We start from the raw sequence: 19520 nt of genomic DNA, 5'->3' as shown, positions 1-19520 counted from the left end.
CGGCGCTGAGCGCTGTTCGGGCCTGGATCAGGTCGATACCGATCAGACCGACGCCGTGCCTCGAATGAGGTCACTGATCAGTCGGCGTCCCGGGTTCAGATGATCCACAAGCTTTCGTGGAAGCGGGCAGGGTTCGCCTGTAATCATCGAGGCCAAAAGCTCCGCCGAGAGTACCGTGCTTGAAAGCCCACGTGAGCCGTGGCCGGCGCTGATCCAGAGGCCCGGGTGATACGCCCCGGGCTGTACGCTTTGAAAGCGCTTGGCGTCCTTGCCAAGGCCTGCATAGTCCCTTGCCCACTGGGCGAAGACAGGCACCGACCCGACGTAGGGCGACTTGTCCGGCGTGGCGCTTCGAAGCGCTGCACGGCCATCGAGTCTGGCGCTTTCGGCGCGTGCGCCCAGCTCGGGCAGGGCCTGGCTCAGCACCTGCACATTGGTTGCGTGATCTCCATCGCGCAGCTCGGTGCCGGTGTCGTTGGGGTAGAACGAGGCGCCGAAGCTTTGCACGCCGTTGATCGGCGGCGGCGCGTAGCCGTTGCCGCAAACCACCGTTTCAAGCACCGGAGTGTCTTCAGGCACGCGCATCTGGCTGACCTGGCCGCGAACCGGCTGAAAGGACAGGGAAGCGAGCTCGGCAAACTGACGGCTTTGATACGCCGTGGCAACGACGACGTGGCCGGCCCGCAGCGGCTCACCGCGCGAAAGCGCGACGCACCAGCCCTCAGTGTCGCGGGTGAGCGCGCTCACACGTGTCTGGTGGTACGTGATGTTTGTGTGCTTGAGCAGGCGCGCACACAGGGCGTTCGGGGCCGCCCAGCCGGCGCGCGGGAAAAAGAGGCCCCCGGTCGCGGTCGGCTGGCCGGCGTGGGCCGAGGCCGTCTCGCGGTCGAGCGGGTGGAGTATGGAGGTCGGCAGGCCGTAGGCGGCAAGCACCTTCGCCTGGCGCGCGGCGTCCTTGTCGGTCAATGCAAGCGTCAGCACGCCGCAGTCGTCCCACAGCGTGCGCGCCGGGTCGAGGATGTCGAGCAGGCGACGGGTGTGCTCGAGCCCGCTCAGATACACGAGGCTCTGATCGTTTGGCGTGGCGGCAAGCTTGATGTAGAGCGCGCCCTGGTCATTACCGGAGCCACCGCCTGCGACGGCTTCATCGACCACATGCACCTTCACGCCACGCCGGGCGAGGGCATGGGCAGTGGTGGCGCCGGCAAGCCCCGCGCCGATCACTACCGCAGACGCATGAGGTGTGATCGCGGGGCGGTGAAACCAGGGGGTGGCGCTGCGCCGGGAATCTGTCGGCGGCGTATCGAGCCGACCGACCAGCATTTCCCGTTTGCGCCCGAAGCCCGCCACCTTGTCGAGCTCGAAGCCTGCCGCTTTCAGTCCGCGCTTGACGATGCCTGCGCAGGTGAAGGTAGCAAGCGTTGCTCCTGGATGGCTCACCCGCGCCATCGCCTCGAATAGGGCCGGCTGCCACATGTCGGGATTTTTCGAGGGGGCAAAGCCATCCAGAAACCAGGCATCGACGCCACCATCAAGCTCGGACAGCATGTCACAGGCGTCGCCGAAATGAAGGTCGAGCGTGATGCGCTCCCCAAGCCATAGACGATGTATCCCCGCAACCGGCTCGGGCCATTGGCTTCGAAGCGCGTCACTATAGGCGGCGAACTCTGGCCAGAGCGCGTGCGCGCGCGCCAGGTCGTCAGCGCAGAACGGGTGTTTTTCCGTTGAGACCAGATGCAGCCGCGCGGTTGCCGGGGCGTGTTCCTCGAAACAGGCGCAGGCGCAGAGCATATTGAGGCCGCTGCCGAAGCCGGTTTCGCCGATGACGAAGGGGCGGTCGGTAGACCAGTGTCGAAAGCGCTCCGGCAAGTCATTGTGGCGAATGAAGACGTGCTCGGTCTCAAGGCGCCCATCCTCGCGGGAGTAGTACACGTCGTCGTAGTCGGTGGCGGTCGGGCCGGTCTCGCGCCAGTCGAGTCGAGCAGGCGTGAGCGAGAGATCAGAGGTCGGTTTGGCAGTCACGAGGGATTGAGCGGTCGCAGAAGTGAGTGATCAAAAATTGGACAATAGCGCGCCCGCGGCATGATGACACCGATGTGTCGAGTCATCCGCGGGCTCTTCACATGGTTATCCACAGAAGGCGTGGATAACCTCATGGCCGCTCATGGCAGTACGTTCTTGAACGGTTTGACGCTCACCGACGCCGTGACACCGGCGCTGACGTAGGGGTCGTCATCGGCCCAGCGCTTGGCGGTCTCGAGCGAATCGAACTCGGCAACGATCAGGCTGCCCGTGAAACCGGCGTCGCCCGGATCATTGGCGTCGATGGCCGGAAAGGGGCCGGCCATCACCAGGCGGCCTTCATCCTTGAGTGCGTTCAACCGTGCCAGATGTTCGGTGCGAACGCCTTGTCGAAGCGACAGGCTGTCATCCACATCCTGGGTCATGATGGCGTAGAGCATGTGTTACTCCTTGCGATTGGGGGCGTTGATGGAATCGGGGTTGTTCTTCATGTGGCGGGCCAGATAGACCCCTTGCATCAGGATGAACAGCAGGGTCAGCCCCATCATGCCGAAGAGTTTGAAATCGACCCAGGTCTCTTCACTGAAGCTTTTGAACACGAAGATGTTGACGGCGCCGAGCACGAGAAAGAAGGCGACCCAGGCCAGATTGAGCCGAGTCCAGACCTGCTTGGGCAGGGTCAGGTTCTTTTCCATCATGCGTTGAATGAGCGTTTTGCCACCAAAGAGCGGCGACAGCAGAAACGCGACGCCGAACAGCCAGTTGACGATGGTCGGCTTCCATTTGATGAAGTCGCCGTTGTGGAAAAGAACCGTTGCCCCCCCGAGCACGACGACCAGGGCAAGCGTGACCAGATGCATCTTTTCGATCTTGCGATAGCGCCACCAGGTAAACAAAACCTGTGCGATGGTGGCCGGAATCAGTACAGCGGTGGCAAGAACGATGTCCTTGGTCATTTGGTAGACGATGAAAAACACCGCAATGGGTAAAAAGTCGATCAGCATTTTCATGAGCGAGCGCGATCTCCATGAGGGCGTGGGCTCGTGGGTCGGCCGGGGCCGGCGTGTGGGGGAGGAGCTTAGCACGGCTCTGGCCCGGTTGAGCAGCCCGGCCGGCGAGCTGATATGATGCGCCGGCATCCAATGACGCGAGAGTTTCGAACATGCCCCTGGCGCTTCCCGAGCGACTCGACGCCGCTTATGGCCTCGATTTTCATATGCACTCGACGGCTTCCGACGGCGCGCTGTCGCCGACCGAGCTGGTCGAGCTGGCCGCTGCCCGCGACGTGCAGGCGATGGCCCTGACCGACCACGACACCATCGAGGGCGTCGATGAGGCGGTCGCGGCGGGCAAGCGTTTAGGCGTTGCGGTGCTGCCGGGCGCGGAAATCTCGTGTCAGTGGCGCGGCGTGACCATTCATATGGTGGCGCTGCTTCCTGAGGTGCCCGGGGTGGCCCTGACGGCCGGGCTTGCGGACCAGGCGCGGTTTCGCGCCGAACGTAACGTCGAGATCGCGCGGCGGCTTGAACGCATCGGGCTGACGGATGCCTACGCCAGGGCGCAGGCTCAGGCCGGCGAGCGCGAGGCGCTTGGACGACCGGATTTCGCTCGAGCGCTGGTCGCGGCGGGGTTGGTGGATGATGTGCAGTCCGCGTTCAAGAAGTATCTCGGCGCGGGCAAGACCGGCGACGTCAAACAGCACTGGCCAAGCCTTGGTGATGCGGCCTCATGGATTGATGCAAGCGGCGGGGTCGCCCTCATCGCGCACCCGCTTCGCTATAAGCTTACCCGCAAGAAGATGGTCACGCTGCTTGATGATGCCCAGGCGGCCGGCTGCATCGGCGCCGAACTGGTCAGCGGCTTCCAGAACCCCGACCGTGGCCGCGACCTGGCCCAGATTCTGACGCGCCGCGAAATGTATGGCTCGCTTGGAAGCGACTTTCACGCACCCGGCGGGCCGGTTACGCCGGGGCGGTTCAGCCCCATTCCACGTACCGCGATCGCGCCGGTCTGGGCTCATCCCCGCCTTGCCGAGTGGTGCGCGGCCGCAGCCGGGTAGAGCGGTCGTCTATACTGATGATCGCCCAACGATTACACGATCACTTTGTTTTAAGGACGTCGCCATGAGCCAGTTTCTAAGTATGCATCCGGACAACCCACAGCCTCGGTTGATCCAGCAGGCGATCGACATCGTTCGCAAGGGGGGCGTTATTGCCTACCCGACCGATTCCGGCTACGCGCTGGGGTGTCTTCTGGGTGAGAAGAAAGCGGTCGAGAAGATCAAATGGTTGCGCCAGCTCGATGATCGGCACAACTTCACCCTGATGTGTTCCGATCTTTCCGACATCGGCACCTACGCCAAGGTCGACAACAGCGTGTTTCGACTGTTGAAGGCGCACACGCCCGGTGCCTATACCTTCATTCTGGACGCCACCAACGATGTGCCGCGGCTGCTTTTGCACCCCAAACGCCGCTCCATTGGTGTCCGAGTGCCCGATCACGTCATTACGCACGCGCTCTTGGACGCCCTTGGCAGTGCCATGATGAGCGTGACGCTGATTCCGGTCGGTGAGACGCTGCCGATGACTGATCCGGAGGAGATTCAAGAGCGCTTCGGCGCGCATCTGGACGCTGTGATCGACGGCGGTGCCTGCCATCTCGAGCCCACCACCGTGGTGGATCTTCGTGACCTTCCCCCCGTGATTTTACGTCACGGCCGTGGCGACAGCGCCGCGTTCGAGTAACGCCCCACCCCCATGCGCGAATCGAACAAGTTTAAATATGCTTAATACTCTAATTTAGACTTGTTCGGTTTTAGTCGTCCGAGGCCTTCTCGCGAGGGTCCTCGGTTTCCTCATCAAGCCAGGTGCCGCAGGACTTGCAGTATTTGGCGTCCTTGTCATGGCCTTCGCGACCGCAGCCGGGGCAGGCTTCCTCGGATTCCTGATCGAGCCGAATGGTGCGAATGACCTCGGCGGAGAACACTCCGGTCGGTACGGCAAGAATCGAATAGCCGAGGATCATCATGATGGCCGAGATGAACTGGCCCAGTGGTGTGATCGGCGCGATGTCGCCATAGCCGACGGTGGTCAGGGTCACGATCGCCCAGTAAAGGGCTCTTGGAATGCTGGTAAAGCCCGCCTCGGGCGGCTCGATCAGATAGATCAATGAGCCGAACACGGTAATGATCGACAGCACTGCGATCAAGAACAGCAAAATCTTGCGTCGGCTTCGGTTAAGCGCCTGCATCAAGAGCCGACCTTCGCCGACGAATTCCATCAGACGCAGAATTCGAAAGAGTCGCAGTACACGCATGATGCGAATGACCATCAAGGTCTGGGCGCCCGGCAGCAGAAGGCTCAGCCAGCTGGGCAGGATGCTGATGAAGTCGATGACACCGTAGAAGCTGAAGATATAGCGTCTGGGTTGTGCAAGGCACCAGATACGCGCCAGGTACTCGAGCGTGAACAGGCCCGTAAACCCCCATTCGACCCAGCCGAAATAGGTGCCGAAGCGCTGATTCAGATGCGGGACGCTGTCGAGCAGGACGCAGGTCACGCTCAGAAGGATCATCGTGATCAGGACGATATCGAAGGTTTTCCCGGCGCGGGTATCGGATTCGAAGATGATCTGAAAAACACGCGCCTTGAAGCTCTTTTCAGCAGGCGTGAACGGGGATGAGTGCGTCACGTGTGTCTCCGGCGTAGGGCGAAATGGGCTTCAGGCAGGGTATTCAGTGCCTCGATCCGGCGCCGTTATCTAAAGGATGGCATTCGGTTCTGCCGCGGTGGAGCACGGGGCAAGCGTTCAAGTATAAGCAACAATCGATTCGATCGCAGCTGGTGAAGGAAGAAACACGATGGGCGAAACACGTGCCGACCGGGCACCCATACGCAGTGATAAGGGGCGTCGCGAGGTTGAGCAGTCGCTGGATACACTGAGCGACCGGCTGGAAACCGCTCTGTGCGAGACCGACCACGGCGAATTACTCGACCGAATCGATATGCCGCGTGTCGAACGGTTGTCGGCGCTTTGTGCGGTCCTGCTCGACCGAATCGAGGGCGCAGGCGCCTGCAGCTCATCGGAACATACAGGGCTCGACGGGTTGTTGCGGCGCGCCATCGAAGCCCGTGACAGTTACGCCCGAAAACTTCACCTGATCCTGAGTGGCAGCCGCGACGGCGTGTTCGAATGGGCGCTTGACCAGGACCTAATCCACCTGTCGCCCCGCTGGTTCAATACGTTAGGCCTTGCCCCGCTTACCGAGCCTCAGCCGCCGACGATGTGGCTGTCGCGTATTCATGCCGACGACCGTGGGCCCTTTCGCCGCGCGATCGATGACCACCTGGCCGACCGCACCCCAACGCTTGATCTCGAGTATCGAATCCTCGATGGCGCCGGCCACTGGCGGATCATGCATTGCCGCGGCATCAAGGACGCAATGACTGGAGAGGCGCCGACCTGGCTGATCGGCACCCACACCGACGTTACGCACCGGCACTACACCGACCCGGCCACTGGCCTCGGGAACGGCGAACTGCTCGATCAGCTGCTGGATGATGCCTGCCGCGCGTCGGATAACGCTCGTTTCTGTCTGGTCTCGATCGGGCTTTCGAACGTGTGCTCGGTGATGGAATCGAGTCTGCCTCACTACGTCAACGGGCTTTTAAAGCACCTGGGCGACGAGCTGACGGAGGTGTTGCCTGACAATACCCCGCTGATACTTCTGCCCGAGCACACCTTTGCCGTCGTGCTTGAGGCCACCGACCCGGCCGGGCTCGAGGCACGCCTTGTTGAGATCGAAGGCGTACTTTCCCGGCCTAAACCGTTCAAGAACAAGCGTGTCTGGCTTTCCTACGCGATGGGGACGGCCGCCTTTTCGCCCACACAGGGGCTTTTGAGCTCGTCCATTCGTGCGCGGGCGCGCCTGGCGACCCAATACGCGGCGCGACGGGGGGTTGGTTTTCGCTGCCAGTATTCGGACGCGCTCGAGCTTTCCGAGCGTCAGGCCAGTACCGGCGAGCAATTGATTCGTCAGGCGCTTGACGATGATGGTGTGCGCTGCCTGTTCCAGCCGATCGTGAGTCTGCGAGAAGAAGGGCGCATTACGGCCTTTGAGGGGTTGATGCGCCTACAGACGGCCGACGGACTGGTGCCGCCCGCCTGCTTCATGGATGTAGCCGAACAGAGTGCGCTGATTCATGAGCTGAGCCGGCGCATGATCGACCGGGCACTTTCGATAATGACCGAAAAGGCTTTCGAGGCGCGTTACGGCACCGAGTTCACCCTTAACGTGAACCTCTCTCGCCAGCAGTTGCAGGACGATACGCTGGTGACGTGGCTGAGCGACCGGCTGGACCGTTACGGCGTGGCACCTTCACGGTTTCAGGTCGAAGTGACTGAGTCGACTGTTCTGGCAAGCCTTGCGCACGCCCAGGCAACGCTGAATGCCCTGCGGGATATGGGCATTCGGGTGGCGCTCGACGACTTCGGCAGTGGGTATTCGTCGCTGTCGCAGTTGAGTGAATTGCCGCTGGACACCATCAAGTTCGACAAGTGTCTGATTCAGGATATCAAGTCGCTGCCCCGAAAACGCCACGTCCTGGCGTCAGTCAGCGAGCTGTGCTTTCGACTGGGCTATGACGTGGTGGTAGAGGGGGTCGAGGATCTGGAGACACTGGCCATCGTTCGCGGGCTCGGTGTCGACACGATTCAGGGGTTCGTCTATTGCGAACCCCGAACGGCCGAGGACCTGTTAGCGCAGGTGGGGCGTTTTCCGGTGCCAGCTCGTTATACCCCCTCAAGCGCCTAGTGTTCGTGGTCGTGCGCGACTTTCGGGGGTGCGCATCTTTGGCCGTGCGACTTAAGTGCTGTAGCAGTGCGTGAGCAGGGCAAGGCCTGCAAGGCTTGCCTCATGCGTCAGCGGTGAGCCATCCCGAAGCGCTCGAGACAGCGTCCTGCCAGCGTCTGCCACCGACGGCTCGTCGCTTGTGGCCAGAACGTCGGCGCTTTTAACCGCTCGGCTCAAATGCGTGGGATCATCACTGTCACTGAAGGCGTCAAGCGCCGCGGTCAGCGTGTCGAACTGCCCGCAGTCATCGGTAGGGGTGAGTGGCGGCAGCGGCCAGTGATTGGCGGCAAGTCGGCCTGCGCGTGCGGCTTTGCTGGCGTTGGCCGGGCGCAGCGGTGTGGCCTCTGAAAGCGCGGTGGCCAAGCGCGCCAAGACGCCGATGGCATCTGTTGTTTCGCGTTTCAGCTCGAGCTCGACCTCGCAAATGCTGCAGCGGCGCCCGTGAGCCTCGATGTGGCCTTGGTCAAAGGCAACCTCGATCGGTACCCCCTCGTACTCGAGCGCCCAGCTGGTGCGCGTGAAGTCGGTCGTGAACACCGGCTCGAGCGCATCAAGTATCGCTTGGTCAAGCTCGACCGCCTCGAGATCATTCAGTACCTTCGTGTCGAGCTCCGGGGCAGGGCGGACCCATTCCCACTCGCCCCGCTGACTGATGCCGCCCGTTTCACGCCCGGCGGTCTTTAAAGTCTGTACGATTTCATGCTCGGTGACGCGAAGCCGCAGTGCCATTTTAAGGGCGTTGAGCCGGGCCTCGGGCGTATCGTAGTAGGTGTTTTGAAGCCACTGGTGCTTGGCGTTCAGGCCGCTCAACAGTGGGTGCGCCATCAGGGCGTCACGTGCGTCCGGCGTCGTTTGCAACTTGAGTTCGGTCTCGATGGCCACTGTGTCGATCCGTTCTTTTTAAAGGTGAATGTTAATTTTTCATGACGATGGAGTGCGCAGTTTATATACTGGCGGCGCCATTCCCAACGTACGTTGAATTCTCATGGTAAGTCATAATCCATTTTCAGCGCTTTTCGGGCGTTCTCCGTTTCAGCCGCTGCTTGAACACATAGTTAAAACCACGGAAAGCGCCGACCTTCTTCTGGCTTTCTATGATGCCACCCTGCGCGATGACTGGGACAAGGCGAGAGAGCTTCGCAACCAGATCAGTCAGTGCGAGCACGAGGCGGACGAACTCAAGACCAAGCTTCGCCTAAACCTGCCCAATACGCTGTTTCTGCCGGTCTCCCGTTCGGACCTGCTGGAACTGATCAGCGTTCAGGACAAGATAGCCAACAAGATCAAGGACATCGCCGGCATCATGCTTGGGCGCAAGATGCATGTGCCTGAAAGCCTGGAAGAGCCGATGCGGTTGTATCTGAAAATCGCGGTCGATACCGTGTATCAGGCCCGCAAGGCGCTGCACGAGCTCGATGACCTGATCGAGTCCGGCTTCGGCAGCAACGTCTACGGGGTGCTCCAGGGCTTCATCAAGGAATTGCATGAGCTCGAGCATCAGGCCGATGATCAGCAGGTCGCGATCCGCCGTCAGTTGTTCGAACTCGAACAGAACCTGCCACCGGTCGAGGTGGTGTTCCTGTACCAGATCATCGACTGGGTCGGCGAAGTGTCTGATTGCGCCGAACGTGTCGGTGCCCGCCTGCAGATTTTGCTGGCCCGTTAAGGTGGCGACCCCGCCGCCTCCGGGCCTTTATGTACGCTTTGAAGTGAAGATATCTGAACGCTTATGACCATCATTGCCCAGTACGGCGACCTATTCATCATTCTCGCCTGTGTGTTCGGTTTTTTTATGGCTTGGGGGGTCGGCGCCAACGATGTCGCCAATGCCATGGGCACCTCCGTCGGGTCCAAGGCCATCACCATCAAGCAGGCGATCCTGATCGCCATCGTGTTCGAGTTTCTCGGGGCCTGGCTCGCCGGCGGTGAGGTCACCTCGACCATTCGCAAGGGCATCATTGACCCGGAGCTGCTCGCCCAGGATCCTCAATACCTTGCCTACGGCATGTTGGCCTCGCTGTTGTCGGCCGGCATCTGGTTGATGATCGCCTCCAACAAGGGCTGGCCGGTCTCGACCACCCACTCGATCGTCGGCGCCATTGTCGGTTTCGGCCTGGCAGGGCTCGGGCCTGAAAGCATCGAATGGAGCACGCTCGGCCAGATCGTGTCCAGCTGGCTGACCTCGCCGCTTCTTGCTGGGCTGATTGCCTATCTGCTGTTTCGCTCGGTTCAGCGTCTCATTTTCGAAAACAGCGACCCGTTCGCCGCGGCCAAGCGCTACGTTCCGGGCTATATGTTCCTGGTCGGCTTCATCGTGTCGATGGTGACGCTGCTCAAGGGGCTCAAGCACATCGGCCTGCATCTGTCGTTTGTCGACAGCGCGCTCTTGTCGGCAGGGGTGGGGGCGATCATCATGCTGATCGGCATCCTGCTCGAGCGCCGCATCGGGCGTGAGCCGACCAAGGAAAACGACAGCTTCAGTTTCGCAAGCGTCGAGCGTGTCTTCGGCCTTTTGATGATGTTTACGGCGTGTGCGATGGCCTTTGCCCATGGCTCCAACGACGTGGCCAACGCGGTCGGGCCGCTGGCGGCGGTGGTCAGCATCGTCAATACCCATGGCGACCTGGGAGCCGCCTCGAGCATGCCCGGCTGGATTCTACTGCTTGGTGGCGCCGGCATTGTCGTGGGCCTGGTAACGTTCGGCCATAAGGTCATTGCAACGGTCGGTACCGGCATCACGGAACTTACGCCGAGCCGCGGCTTTGCCGCGACGCTTGCGGCGGCCACCACTGTCGTGCTTGCCTCCGGCATCGGCCTTCCGATCTCGACCACGCATACGCTGGTCGGCGCGGTCCTCGGTGTGGGTCTTGCCCGCGGCATGCACGCCCTTAACCTGCGCGTACTCGGCACCATCGTGGTGTCGTGGCTGGTCACGCTGCCCGCCGGCGCACTGCTCTCGATCATCTTCTTTTTCATGTTCAAGGGCATGTTTGGCTGAGCCGGTCGACCGTCTCAAAAAAGCGCGACTCTTGGGTCGCGCTTTTTTTATGCGCGGCACTTATGTCCAGCGCTTGGATGAACGCCTGGGGTCCCCTTGCTATAGTGCGCGATGCATTACACCGTTTTTCAGGAGCTTTCGTTGAACACATCCTTCCCCTTTGCCGACTGGTTTCGAAGCAGTTCGCCCTACATCAACGCCCACCGCGGGCGTACGTTCGTTCTGCTGATCGAGGGGGAGGCCCTGCAGGAAGGCCGGCGGGATTCGCTCGTGCACGACATTGCGCTATTGCACATTCTTGGCGTGCGGGTGGTGCTGGTGTTCGGGATTCGCCCTCAGGTCGAGGCGGCACTTACTGACGCCGGTCTTCCTGTCAAGCGGGGTCGCACCCCGCGAGTGGTCGACTCCGCTGCGATGGCACTGATCGAGCATGAAGCGATGCGCCTTCGTCTGGCGCTGGAGGCCCAGTTCTCGCTGGGGCTGCCGAATACGCCGATGTACGGCGCCGACATTACCGCCGTCAGTGGCAATCTGGTCATGGCCAAGCCGTTCGGTATTCGAGGCGGCGTCGATTACATGCATGAGGGAGAGGTTCGGCGTGTGCGCTCGGAGGCCATCGATTCGATGCTCGATCAGCGCCATCTGGTGATCCTGCCGCCGATCGGGTACTCGAGTACCGGCGAGGTGTTCGACATCAGTGCGGTGGATGTCGCGCTGCACACGGCCACCGCGCTCAAGGCCGACAAGCTAATTCTGATGGGAGAACAGGCCGGGTTCAGCGACCCGCGGCTCGGGCTTCAGCGTCAGCTGAGTCCAGCGGACGCCGGACGTTTTCTGGGAGAGAGCGCCTCGCTTGGCGAGGAGCTTCGCCGGCATATGGAGGTGGCCTGCCACGCCGCCCGCCAGGGCGTCTCACGCACACACCTGCTTTCCTGGCGCGATCGCGACGCGCTTTTGGGTGAGCTGTTTACCCGCGATGGCGTCGGCACCATGATTACGCGAGACCGCTACGAACAGCTTCGTGACGCCGAATTGCACGATATCGGTGGACTGTTGGCGTTGCTGCAACCGTTGGAGGAGAAGGGCATTCTGGTTGCGCGCTCGCGCGAGCGCCTCGAACATGACATCCATGACTATCTGGTGATCGAGCGTGACGGCATGATCATCGGCTGCGCGGCGCTGCATCTGATGCCCGAGCGCACCTTTGCCGAGCTTGCCTGTGTCGTGGTCCACGACAGTTACCGCGGCGGTGAGCGAGGCGACGTTCTACTTGGCGCCATTGAACGACGTGCCCAAGAGCGCGGCGTCACCACCCTGTTTGCGTTAACGACCCACACGGCTCACTGGTTTTTCGAGCACGGCTTTGAGACCGGCTCGCTCGAGCGCCTTCCGCCTTCGCGCCAGCAGAACTACAGCCCGACCCGAAATTCGAAGGTCTTGATCAAGACCCTGTAATTGACCGACAGCTCAGGTGCTTGCCGTGTTGGGCTTTGGCGACAGTCAAAGAAAACACTGTATTCAAATGGAGACGTCGCATACATTTGATTTTAAAGGGCTTTTTTCAAAGCCCTTTTTTAATGTCTCTAAATGGCAACATATTTTGGTGCGCGCGCCTGCCTGGGCGATGATTTTTTGAGTCAAAGGGCAGGATTACACGATGGTATTTTTTTAGTTTATTGATTTTAAAGTTTTTTTTAATAAGTGGCACGTTTTTGGCAATAATGATTGCGTGAAACGAAGACATGCACAGGGCGTGATCGAGGCCAACGTCTCCCCCTTGTTCGTTTTGTTTCTTGAAAGTGCAAAAAGTGCAAAAAGTGCGATGAAAAAAAGAGCACCTACGGAATGGGTGCATTCGAGCGAGCTTTCGCTCACGGCATGGACGTCACCTCTCCCATGGATGGGAGAGACCAATTTCAGTGCCTAGCCTCCTGGCTTGGTGCTACCGAATTGAAGCCGGTGCCTGGCACAGAGCCTCTCCTGACAATCTCAAGGAGGTTCGTCGGCTTCACGAGACCACAAGGTCTCACGGCGCAAACGGGATAAACTGGTCAGGCAGTGCCCGGCTGCGTCTGCATTACCCTTCAGTTCCCTGCGTACCTTAAGCCGACTTTTGTCGGCTTTTTTTATTCATGTCACTCGCGTCGCACCGTGTTTGAGTGGATGGTGGGCGCACGTATCGTGTTAGGATATGTAAAGGAACTTCCGATTATCTGCGTGAGCCTAACGACCATGGCCAACAACGTCTCCCGCCGCTGGCGTCCTCGCTCCCTGCCTCAACTGGTACTTCTGGCATTCGTGATGGTGATGCTGCCGATGGCAGTCCTTATCTTTCAGGCCGGCCAGACCCTGTCCGAGCTTTCCGAGCTTGCCGATGTCAGTGCTCGTCAGGCCGTCGACCAGACGCGCCGGGCCAGAACACTCACGAACCTGTCGGTCGAAATGGAGCGAAGCGCTCGTCAATACGCGGTGCTGGAAGACCCCGGTCTTTTAAGCATCTACAACGAGCGGGCCGAGCGCTATCGTGAGCTGCTGGACCAGCAGGCGACGCTTCTGGGCAACGACCCCATCATCGACGTGCTCGAGAAGGAGCTGACCGGGCTTCAGGCGCTGAGCACGGCCTCGCTCCAGGATATTCAGGAGGGGCTCTCCGATTTCCAGAGCTTTTCGCAGCATACCGATGAGCTGCTTAACAAGACCCGCGACATCGTCGATGCCCGCATCGATACCATTCGAGCGCGGGCCCGCGAGGTCAAGCGTCAGCTCTGGTTGCAATCGGCGATTTTGATTCCGGTCAGTCTCGCGCTGATTCTGTTTTTCACCTGGTTGATCATCCGGCCGATCAAGCAGCTCGAAAGCCGCATTCTCGGCATCGGCAGCGGCGACCGTCAGGCAGAACCCGTCCGGCTTCAGGGGCCGTCGGAACTGGTTAATCTCGGTGAGCGGCTGACGTGGCTTTCCACCCGGCTGGAAGAACTCGAGGCGCAGAAGCAGCAGTTTCTCCGCCATATGTCCCATGAGCTCAAAACGCCACTTGCAAGCATTCGAGAGGGCACCGGCCTTCTTGCCGATGGCATTGTCGGCGAGCTGGCGCCGCGTCAGCGCGAGATCGTTCTGCTGCTTGATGAAAGCAGCCAGGAGCTTCAGACCCTGATCGAGCAGCTGCTGGATTACAATCTGCTTCAGCACAACCGTAAGCTTCAGGTCAAACGCTTCGATGTCTCGCACATGGTGCAGGAAGTGCTCAACAAGCATCACCTGGCGCTCGAGAGCAAGGCGATGGACGTCAGCTGGTCCCGCTACCGCCTGCCGTGGCAGGCCGACCGTACCCGCACCCTGCGTATCGTCGATAACCTGGTGTCCAACGCGGTCGCCTACGGTGAGGACAACGGCAAGCTTTGGGTACGCACGTTCGTGCACGACGATATGCTCTACATCGAAGTGGCCAATACCGGTGAGCCGATTGCCGACAAGGATCGGGATCACCTGTTCGAGCCGTTTTATCAGGGGGCGTCCAAGCGCAAGGGCCCACTGAAAGGGTCCGGGATTGGCCTGTCGGTGGCTTCCGACAGCGCTGCTGCCCAGGATGGCACGCTCGAGCTTGTCGAGGATGATGATGGTGAGGCCGCGGTCTGCTTCCGTCTGATCCTGCCCTGGCTCGGTGAGCGGCTCGAAGAAAACGATAACGATGAACAGGCTGTACAGAACGCCTGATAAAACCAGGAAGTGAAGGGTCATGAAACATACGAAACTACTGGCAGGAATGGCGCTGGCCGCGCTGCTTTCCGGGTGCCAGATGATGAGCACCGACGCGCCGGTTTCAAGCGGCAATGCGAACTGCTTCTATTACGGGCCACCGGTGCTGGTGGAAGGCGAGTGCCTGCTGCCCAATTGGGTGTCCTTTGGCCTCAAGGCGCAGCGCGAGGACAGCGATTGGCGCCGTGACATGCTGAAACAAACCGCTGACGATACTGCACAGGATCGTCTGGCCCGCGCTGTGGTATTGTCCTGGAGTGGAAAGGATCAATGGAAACAGGCCGCCGAGCTCTACAAGCGCGATATATCCGGTGCGCCGAGTGCGCTTCAGCCCCTGTTGCGCTACTGGCTCAATGACCTCGAAGCCCGCCGCAGTCTCGTAACCAACGTGTCAAGCAACGACCAGCAGGTTCAGCGTTTGCGGCGTGAAAACGCCGAGCTTACCAAGAAGCTCGATGCCCTGACGGCCATAGAAGAGAGTATGAACGCGCGGCGCCGCACGCCTTGAGCGACGCCCGATAGAGGAGCGATCCCTGGTGACTGCAGCTACGGCCCATCTGTTACTCGTCGATGATGATGCGAGCCTGTTACGCCTTTTGAGCATGCGACTGGAAAGCCGTGGGTACAGGGTTACCACGGCCGGTAGTGGTCGTGATGCACTAAGTGCCATTCAGACCGAACGGCCGGACCTGGTGCTTTCGGACCTGCGCATGGACGAGATGGACGGCATGGCGCTGTTTCACGAGGTTCAGCGCCGTCACCCGGGACTCCCCGTGATCATTCTGACCGCGCACGGCTCGATTCCGGACGCCGTCAGCGCGACCCAGAAAGGCGTATTCAGCTTTTTGACCAAGCCGATCGACAAGGACGAGCTGTTCACGGCGGTATCCGAGGCCCTCAAACAGACCCCCAACGTCGGTCAGGACGACCTGACCTGGCGGGAAGCGATCGTGACCCGAAGCGCCCAGATGGAGCAGCTTCTGGATCAGGCCAAGATGGTTGCCGGCAGTGACGTCAGCGTATTGATCACCGGCCCTTCCGGCAGCGGCAAGGAACTGATGGCCAACGCGATTCACCGGGCGAGTGGCCGAGCGCATCAGCCCTTCATTGCGATCAACTGCGGCGCGCTGCCGGAACAGCTGCTTGAAAGCGAGCTGTTCGGCCACGCCAAGGGCGCGTTCACCGGCGCCTCTCATGCCCACGATGGCCTCTTTCAGGCCGCCAACGGAGGCACGCTCTTTCTCGATGAAATCGGCGATATGCCGCTGGCGCTTCAGGTCAAACTGCTGCGCGTACTGCAGGAGCGCCAGGTGCGCCCGCTGGGCAGCACTCGCTCGGTACCGATCGATGTCCGGATCATTTCGGCCACGCACCGCGATCTGGCCCAGGGCATGCAAAACGGCGATTTCCGCGAAGACCTGTATTACCGCTTGAACGTGGTCAATCTGCGCCTGCCGTCGCTTGCCGAACGCGCCGAGGACATCCCGCTTCTGGCCAAGCATCTGGTCAAGCAGATCGCGACGCGCCACCAGTCAAGCGTCAACGGTTTTTCACCGGAGGCGCTGTCGCTTCTGACAGGCTACGAGTGGCCCGGCAATGTGCGCCAGCTCGTCAATGTGGTCGAGCAGTGTGTGGCGCTTTCGACCTCGCCGATCATCAGTCAGGGGTTGGTCTCCCAGGCGCTGGCTTCCGATGAGTCGGTGTTGCCGTCATTCAATGAGGCGCGGGCGGGGTTCGAGCGCAGCTATCTGATCAAGGTGCTCAAGATGACCGACGGCAACGTGACTCAGGCCGCGCGCATCGCCGGTCGCAACCGCACCGATTTCTACAAGCTGCTTGCCAAGCACGACCTCGAGGCCGCGCGCTTCAAGGTCGCAAGCGACGCCGAGCCGCCCCGGCAATCTAACGCGTAAAGCACGGCTTGCTAACGTGAAAAGCGCCGTTTGATCTCGGCGCTGACGCGGCCCTCCGCCAATCGAATCGTGATTTTTTCCCCCGGCGCCGTGTCCTTCGCGCGCCGGATCACTTCTTTATCGGCGTTTTCGGCAATGGCGTAGCCCCGCGACAGCGTCGTCAGCGGGCTTACGATATGAAGCCGATGCGCCAGACCCTCGAGCGTGCGAACGTGCCTCTCCTGCTGTCTCGCCATTGCCTCGCTCAGGCGCGCGTCCAGAGATTCAAGCCGGGCCGCTGCCTGCTCGACGCTCTTTCTGGGCGGCTGCCGTTCAAGGCGCGCCTCCAGAAGCGCCACATCACGCCGTTTCTGGCGCAGCATCTGCATGATCGCGTAGTTCAACCGCCGCTCGAGCTGCTCGAGCGTGGTGCGGTGCTGGGCAAGCTTTTCGCCCGGGTGCTTGAGCGAGAGCCGGGCGCGGTCGAGCCGCTGACTGGCCTGAATCAGGGTGTGATCCATGGCCCGCATCAGCCGCCGCGCCAACGCGGCCAACTGCTGTTTGATGACGTGGGCATCCGGCACCAGTTGCTCGGCGGCGGCAGACGGCGTTGGCGCTCGGGCATCGGCGGCAAAATCGGCAAGGGTGGTGTCGACCTCATGGCCGACGGCGCTCATCACTGGAATCGGGCTTTGAAAGATCGCCCGAGCAAGCCTTTCATCGTTGAACGCCCATAAATCCTCGAGGCTGCCGCCGCCGCGGGTGACCAACAGCGCATCGACGCTATCCTCGCGTGCGGCGCGCTCGAGCGCCTGAACGATGGCCGGTGCCGACGCGCCGCCCTGTACCGGCACCGGAAACACGCTTACCGTCATGAACGGCCAGCGTGTTCGAAGTACGGCCAGCACATCCTGAAGCGCGGCGCCGGTGGCCGAGGTCACGATGCCCAGATGCCGGGGCGGGTAGGGCAGGGGCCGCTGATTGGCGAACACGCCTTCCTCTAAAAGACGCGCCTTGAGCGCCTCGAACGCAGCCAAAAGCGCGCCTTCGCCTGCGGGCTTGGCGGCCTCGACGATCAGCTGATAGTCGCCCCGCGGCTCGAACAGCGACACCCGCGCCTGCACCGCGACCTGATCACCCTGATTGAGCGGGGTGCGCACGAACATCGCTTTCGTTCGAAAGAGCGCGCAGCGCACCTGAGCGCGCTCGTCCTTCAAGGTGAAGTAGACATGGCCCGAGGCCGGGCGTGAGACCGTCGAGACCTCTCCCTCGACCCACACCAGGTCAAAATGGCGGTCCAGCAGCAGGCGCGCACTGCGGTTGAGCTCGTGCACCGACAGCGCGTTGGGCGATTCAGGTAAGTCGGCCATGTCTATCCGTTTGAAATAAAAGAAGGTTTGTGGTTCGGATTGTGCGCGGGCGGGCAAGGGTTTACAATGCGCGATTACCTTTTCCCGCCGCATCTACAACCTGACCATTGGGCGTGTCCGACATGTTACGTATAGCGCAAGAAGCTCTTACGTTTGACGACGTATTACTCGTTCCCGGCTACTCTAACGTGCTTCCCAAGAACGTTAGCCTCAAATCCCGCCTGACCCGTAATATCGAACTCAACATTCCGCTGGTGTCCTCTGCAATGGATACCGTGACCGAAGCCCGCCTGGCCATCGCCATGGCCCAGGAAGGCGGCATCGGCATCATTCACAAGAGCATGACCATTGCCCAGCAGGCCGCTGCGGTCAAGAAGGTCAAGAAACACGAGAGCGTGATCGTCAAGGACCCGGTGACCGTCAGCCCCAAGGCGCGGCTGCAGGATCTTCTGGCCATGGCCGACGAACACGGCTACTCCGGCTTCCCGGTCGTCGAGGGTGAAAAGCTCGTCGGCATCGTCACCGGCCGCGACATGCGTTTCCAGCCGGACGTGGGCAACCAGGTCGCCGACATCATGACCCCGCGCGAGAAGCTGGTCACGGTGCTCGAGGGCACGCCGCTTGATGACATCAAGGCGCAGCTTCAGCAGCACCGCATCGAAAAGATTCTGGTGGTGAGCGAGGACTTCGAGCTGCGCGGTCTCGTGACCGTGCGTGACATCGAAAAGGCCCGCACCTACCCGAATGCCGCCAAGGACAGCGACGGCCGCCTGCTGGTCGGCGCCGCCGTCGGCACCGGCCCGGAAACTCCGGACCGCGTGACCGCCCTTGCCGAGGCAGGCGTTGACGTCATCGTCGTCGACACCGCCCACGGCCACTCCCAGGGCGTGCTCGACCGCGTTAAATGGGTCAAGGAACACTACCCAGCGGTGCAGGTGATTGGCGGCAACATCGCCACCGCCGCCGCCGCGAAGGATCTGGCGGAAGCCGGCGCGGACGCCGTCAAGGTCGGCATCGGCCCCGGCTCGATCTGCACCACCCGCATCGTCGCCGGTGTTGGCGTGCCGCAGATCAGCGCCGTGTCTGACGTGGCCGATGCGCTGAAGGCGTACGGCATTCCGCTGATCGCCGATGGTGGCATCCGCTTCTCGGGCGACATCGCCAAGGCGATTGCCGCCGGCGCCAACTGCGTGATGATCGGTGGCCTGCTTGCCGGTACCGAAGAAGCGCCGGGCGAGGTCGAGCTCTATCAGGGCCGTACCTACAAGGCGTATCGCGGCATGGGCTCCATGGGTGCGATGTCTCAGACCCAGGGCTCGTCGGATCGCTACTTCCAGAGCAAGGAAGAGGGCGTCGAGAAACTCGTGCCGGAAGGCATCGAAGGTCGCGTACCGTACAAGGGCGTGATGAGCGCCATCGTCCATCAGCTGATGGGCGGGCTTCGCGCCTCGATGGGCTACACCGGAAGCGAAGACATCGAAACCATGCGCACCGTGCCCCAGTTCGTGAAGATCACCGGCGCAGGCTTTGCCGAATCCCACGTGCACGACGTGCAGATCACCAAGGAAGCGCCGAACTACCGCGGTTAAGTTCGAGCGTTTCGAGCCGGAGAGGGAAGCTGCGGGGGACTC

At 61.3% G+C, this 19520-nt stretch carries 16 protein-coding genes; 10 read left to right on the top strand and 6 right to left on the bottom strand.

The annotated features are described in order from the left end of the window. Nucleotides 1–42: 42 nt before the first annotated feature. From mnmC to NAT49_RS05525, 3 genes are all read right to left on the bottom strand, one after another. Nucleotides 43–2022: a bifunctional tRNA (5-methylaminomethyl-2-thiouridine)(34)-methyltransferase MnmC2/FAD-dependent 5-carboxymethylaminomethyl-2-thiouridine(34) oxidoreductase MnmC1 gene (mnmC, locus tag NAT49_RS05535; RefSeq protein WP_251591559.1), complete on the bottom strand. Its 1980-nt coding sequence runs from the start codon at nucleotides 2020–2022 to the stop codon at nucleotides 43–45. Between the two features lie 140 nt (nucleotides 2023–2162). Beyond that, nucleotides 2163–2462, bottom strand: coding sequence for a YciI family protein (locus NAT49_RS05530; protein ID WP_251591555.1), 300 nt, complete (start codon nucleotides 2460–2462; stop codon nucleotides 2163–2165). Nucleotides 2463–2465: 3 nt separating this feature from the next. Continuing rightward, the gene (locus tag NAT49_RS05525) at nucleotides 2466–3032 is read right to left on the bottom strand and encodes a septation protein A (protein ID WP_251591553.1); all 567 of its coding nucleotides are present in this window, start codon (nucleotides 3030–3032) and stop codon (nucleotides 2466–2468) included. 152 nt (nucleotides 3033–3184) lie between these two features. Here NAT49_RS05525 and NAT49_RS05520 point away from each other — a divergent pair, with 152 nt between their 5' ends. Both NAT49_RS05520 and NAT49_RS05515 read left to right on the top strand, forming a co-directional pair. Further along, nucleotides 3185–4081 (top strand): PHP domain-containing protein, encoded by an 897-nt coding sequence (locus tag NAT49_RS05520; protein ID WP_251591551.1) that lies wholly within the window; start codon nucleotides 3185–3187, stop codon nucleotides 4079–4081. A gap of 64 nt (nucleotides 4082–4145) precedes the next feature. Continuing rightward, nucleotides 4146–4766, top strand: coding sequence for an L-threonylcarbamoyladenylate synthase (locus tag NAT49_RS05515; protein ID WP_251591549.1), 621 nt, complete (start codon nucleotides 4146–4148; stop codon nucleotides 4764–4766). Between the two features lie 70 nt (nucleotides 4767–4836). On the opposite strand, the gene NAT49_RS05510 is transcribed toward NAT49_RS05515, so the two are convergent. Next, on the bottom strand, nucleotides 4837–5712 hold the full coding sequence (locus NAT49_RS05510; RefSeq protein WP_251591535.1) for an ion transporter: 876 nt from the start codon (nucleotides 5710–5712) through the stop codon (nucleotides 4837–4839). A gap of 169 nt (nucleotides 5713–5881) precedes the next feature. Between NAT49_RS05510 and NAT49_RS05505 the strand changes: the two genes are divergently transcribed. After that, nucleotides 5882–7834: an EAL domain-containing protein gene (locus tag NAT49_RS05505; RefSeq protein ID WP_251591532.1), complete on the top strand. Its 1953-nt coding sequence runs from the start codon at nucleotides 5882–5884 to the stop codon at nucleotides 7832–7834. 51 nt (nucleotides 7835–7885) lie between these two features. On the opposite strand, the gene NAT49_RS05500 is transcribed toward NAT49_RS05505, so the two are convergent. Continuing rightward, complete coding sequence (locus NAT49_RS05500; RefSeq protein WP_251591530.1) at nucleotides 7886–8755, bottom strand: CYTH domain-containing protein; 870 nt, start codon at nucleotides 8753–8755, stop codon at nucleotides 7886–7888. 103 nt (nucleotides 8756–8858) lie between these two features. On the opposite strand from NAT49_RS05500, the gene NAT49_RS05495 reads away from it, so the two are divergent. The 6 genes from NAT49_RS05495 (at nucleotide 8859) to glrR (ending at nucleotide 16540) form a co-directional block, all read left to right on the top strand. After that, nucleotides 8859–9539 carry a TIGR00153 family protein gene (locus tag NAT49_RS05495; RefSeq protein WP_251591528.1) on the top strand — a complete coding sequence of 227 codons (681 nt, stop codon included), beginning with the start codon at nucleotides 8859–8861 and terminating at the stop codon, nucleotides 9537–9539. Nucleotides 9540–9602: 63 nt separating this feature from the next. Then, nucleotides 9603–10871 (top strand): inorganic phosphate transporter, encoded by a 1269-nt coding sequence (locus tag NAT49_RS05490; RefSeq protein ID WP_251591526.1) that lies wholly within the window; start codon nucleotides 9603–9605, stop codon nucleotides 10869–10871. A gap of 141 nt (nucleotides 10872–11012) precedes the next feature. Beyond that, the gene (gene argA, locus NAT49_RS05485) at nucleotides 11013–12326 is read left to right on the top strand and encodes an amino-acid N-acetyltransferase (RefSeq protein ID WP_251591525.1); all 1314 of its coding nucleotides are present in this window, start codon (nucleotides 11013–11015) and stop codon (nucleotides 12324–12326) included. A 777-nt stretch (nucleotides 12327–13103) separates the two neighbouring features. After that, complete coding sequence (locus NAT49_RS05480; protein WP_251591523.1) at nucleotides 13104–14585, top strand: ATP-binding protein; 1482 nt, start codon at nucleotides 13104–13106, stop codon at nucleotides 14583–14585. A gap of 22 nt (nucleotides 14586–14607) precedes the next feature. Continuing rightward, nucleotides 14608–15135, top strand: a complete 528-nt coding sequence (locus NAT49_RS05475) for a hypothetical protein (RefSeq protein ID WP_251591522.1) — start codon at nucleotides 14608–14610, stop codon at nucleotides 15133–15135. 28 nt (nucleotides 15136–15163) lie between these two features. Further along, complete coding sequence (gene glrR / locus NAT49_RS05470) at nucleotides 15164–16540, top strand: two-component system response regulator GlrR (protein WP_251591520.1); 1377 nt, start codon at nucleotides 15164–15166, stop codon at nucleotides 16538–16540. Nucleotides 16541–16551: 11 nt separating this feature from the next. Here glrR and xseA read toward each other — a convergent pair whose 3' ends face one another. Next, on the bottom strand, nucleotides 16552–17889 hold the full coding sequence (gene xseA / locus NAT49_RS05465; RefSeq protein ID WP_251591518.1) for an exodeoxyribonuclease VII large subunit: 1338 nt from the start codon (nucleotides 17887–17889) through the stop codon (nucleotides 16552–16554). Between the two features lie 122 nt (nucleotides 17890–18011). On the opposite strand from xseA, the gene guaB reads away from it, so the two are divergent. Further along, on the top strand, nucleotides 18012–19478 hold the full coding sequence (guaB, locus tag NAT49_RS05460) for an IMP dehydrogenase (RefSeq protein WP_251591510.1): 1467 nt from the start codon (nucleotides 18012–18014) through the stop codon (nucleotides 19476–19478). Nucleotides 19479–19520: the final 42 nt, after the last annotated feature.

It is taken from the genome of Larsenimonas suaedae (assembly GCF_023712105.1).
In the GTDB taxonomy this organism is placed as follows: domain Bacteria; phylum Pseudomonadota; class Gammaproteobacteria; order Pseudomonadales; family Halomonadaceae; genus Larsenimonas; species Larsenimonas suaedae.
Note: the sequence above shows the minus strand (reverse complement) of the source record. Positions and strands in the feature narration are given on the sequence as shown.

What these genes read in the sequence shown, in the direction of transcription:
- NAT49_RS05530 (WP_251591555.1), bottom strand. Translation starts at nt 2,462, where the DNA reads ATGCTCTACGCCATCATGACCCAGGATGTGGATGACAGCCTGTCGCTT.
- NAT49_RS05525 (WP_251591553.1), bottom strand. Translation starts at nt 3,032, where the DNA reads ATGAAAATGCTGATCGACTTTTTACCCATTGCGGTGTTTTTCATCGTC.
- NAT49_RS05520 (WP_251591551.1), top strand. Translation starts at nt 3,185, where the DNA reads ATGCCCCTGGCGCTTCCCGAGCGACTCGACGCCGCTTATGGCCTCGAT.
- NAT49_RS05515 (WP_251591549.1), top strand. Translation starts at nt 4,146, where the DNA reads ATGAGCCAGTTTCTAAGTATGCATCCGGACAACCCACAGCCTCGGTTG.
- NAT49_RS05505 (WP_251591532.1), top strand. Translation starts at nt 5,882, where the DNA reads ATGGGCGAAACACGTGCCGACCGGGCACCCATACGCAGTGATAAGGGG.
- NAT49_RS05495 (WP_251591528.1), top strand. Translation starts at nt 8,859, where the DNA reads ATGGTAAGTCATAATCCATTTTCAGCGCTTTTCGGGCGTTCTCCGTTT.
- NAT49_RS05490 (WP_251591526.1), top strand. Translation starts at nt 9,603, where the DNA reads ATGACCATCATTGCCCAGTACGGCGACCTATTCATCATTCTCGCCTGT.
- NAT49_RS05480 (WP_251591523.1), top strand. Translation starts at nt 13,104, where the DNA reads ATGGCCAACAACGTCTCCCGCCGCTGGCGTCCTCGCTCCCTGCCTCAA.
- NAT49_RS05475 (WP_251591522.1), top strand. Translation starts at nt 14,608, where the DNA reads ATGAAACATACGAAACTACTGGCAGGAATGGCGCTGGCCGCGCTGCTT.
- xseA (WP_251591518.1), bottom strand. Translation starts at nt 17,889, where the DNA reads ATGGCCGACTTACCTGAATCGCCCAACGCGCTGTCGGTGCACGAGCTC.
- guaB (WP_251591510.1), top strand. Translation starts at nt 18,012, where the DNA reads ATGTTACGTATAGCGCAAGAAGCTCTTACGTTTGACGACGTATTACTC.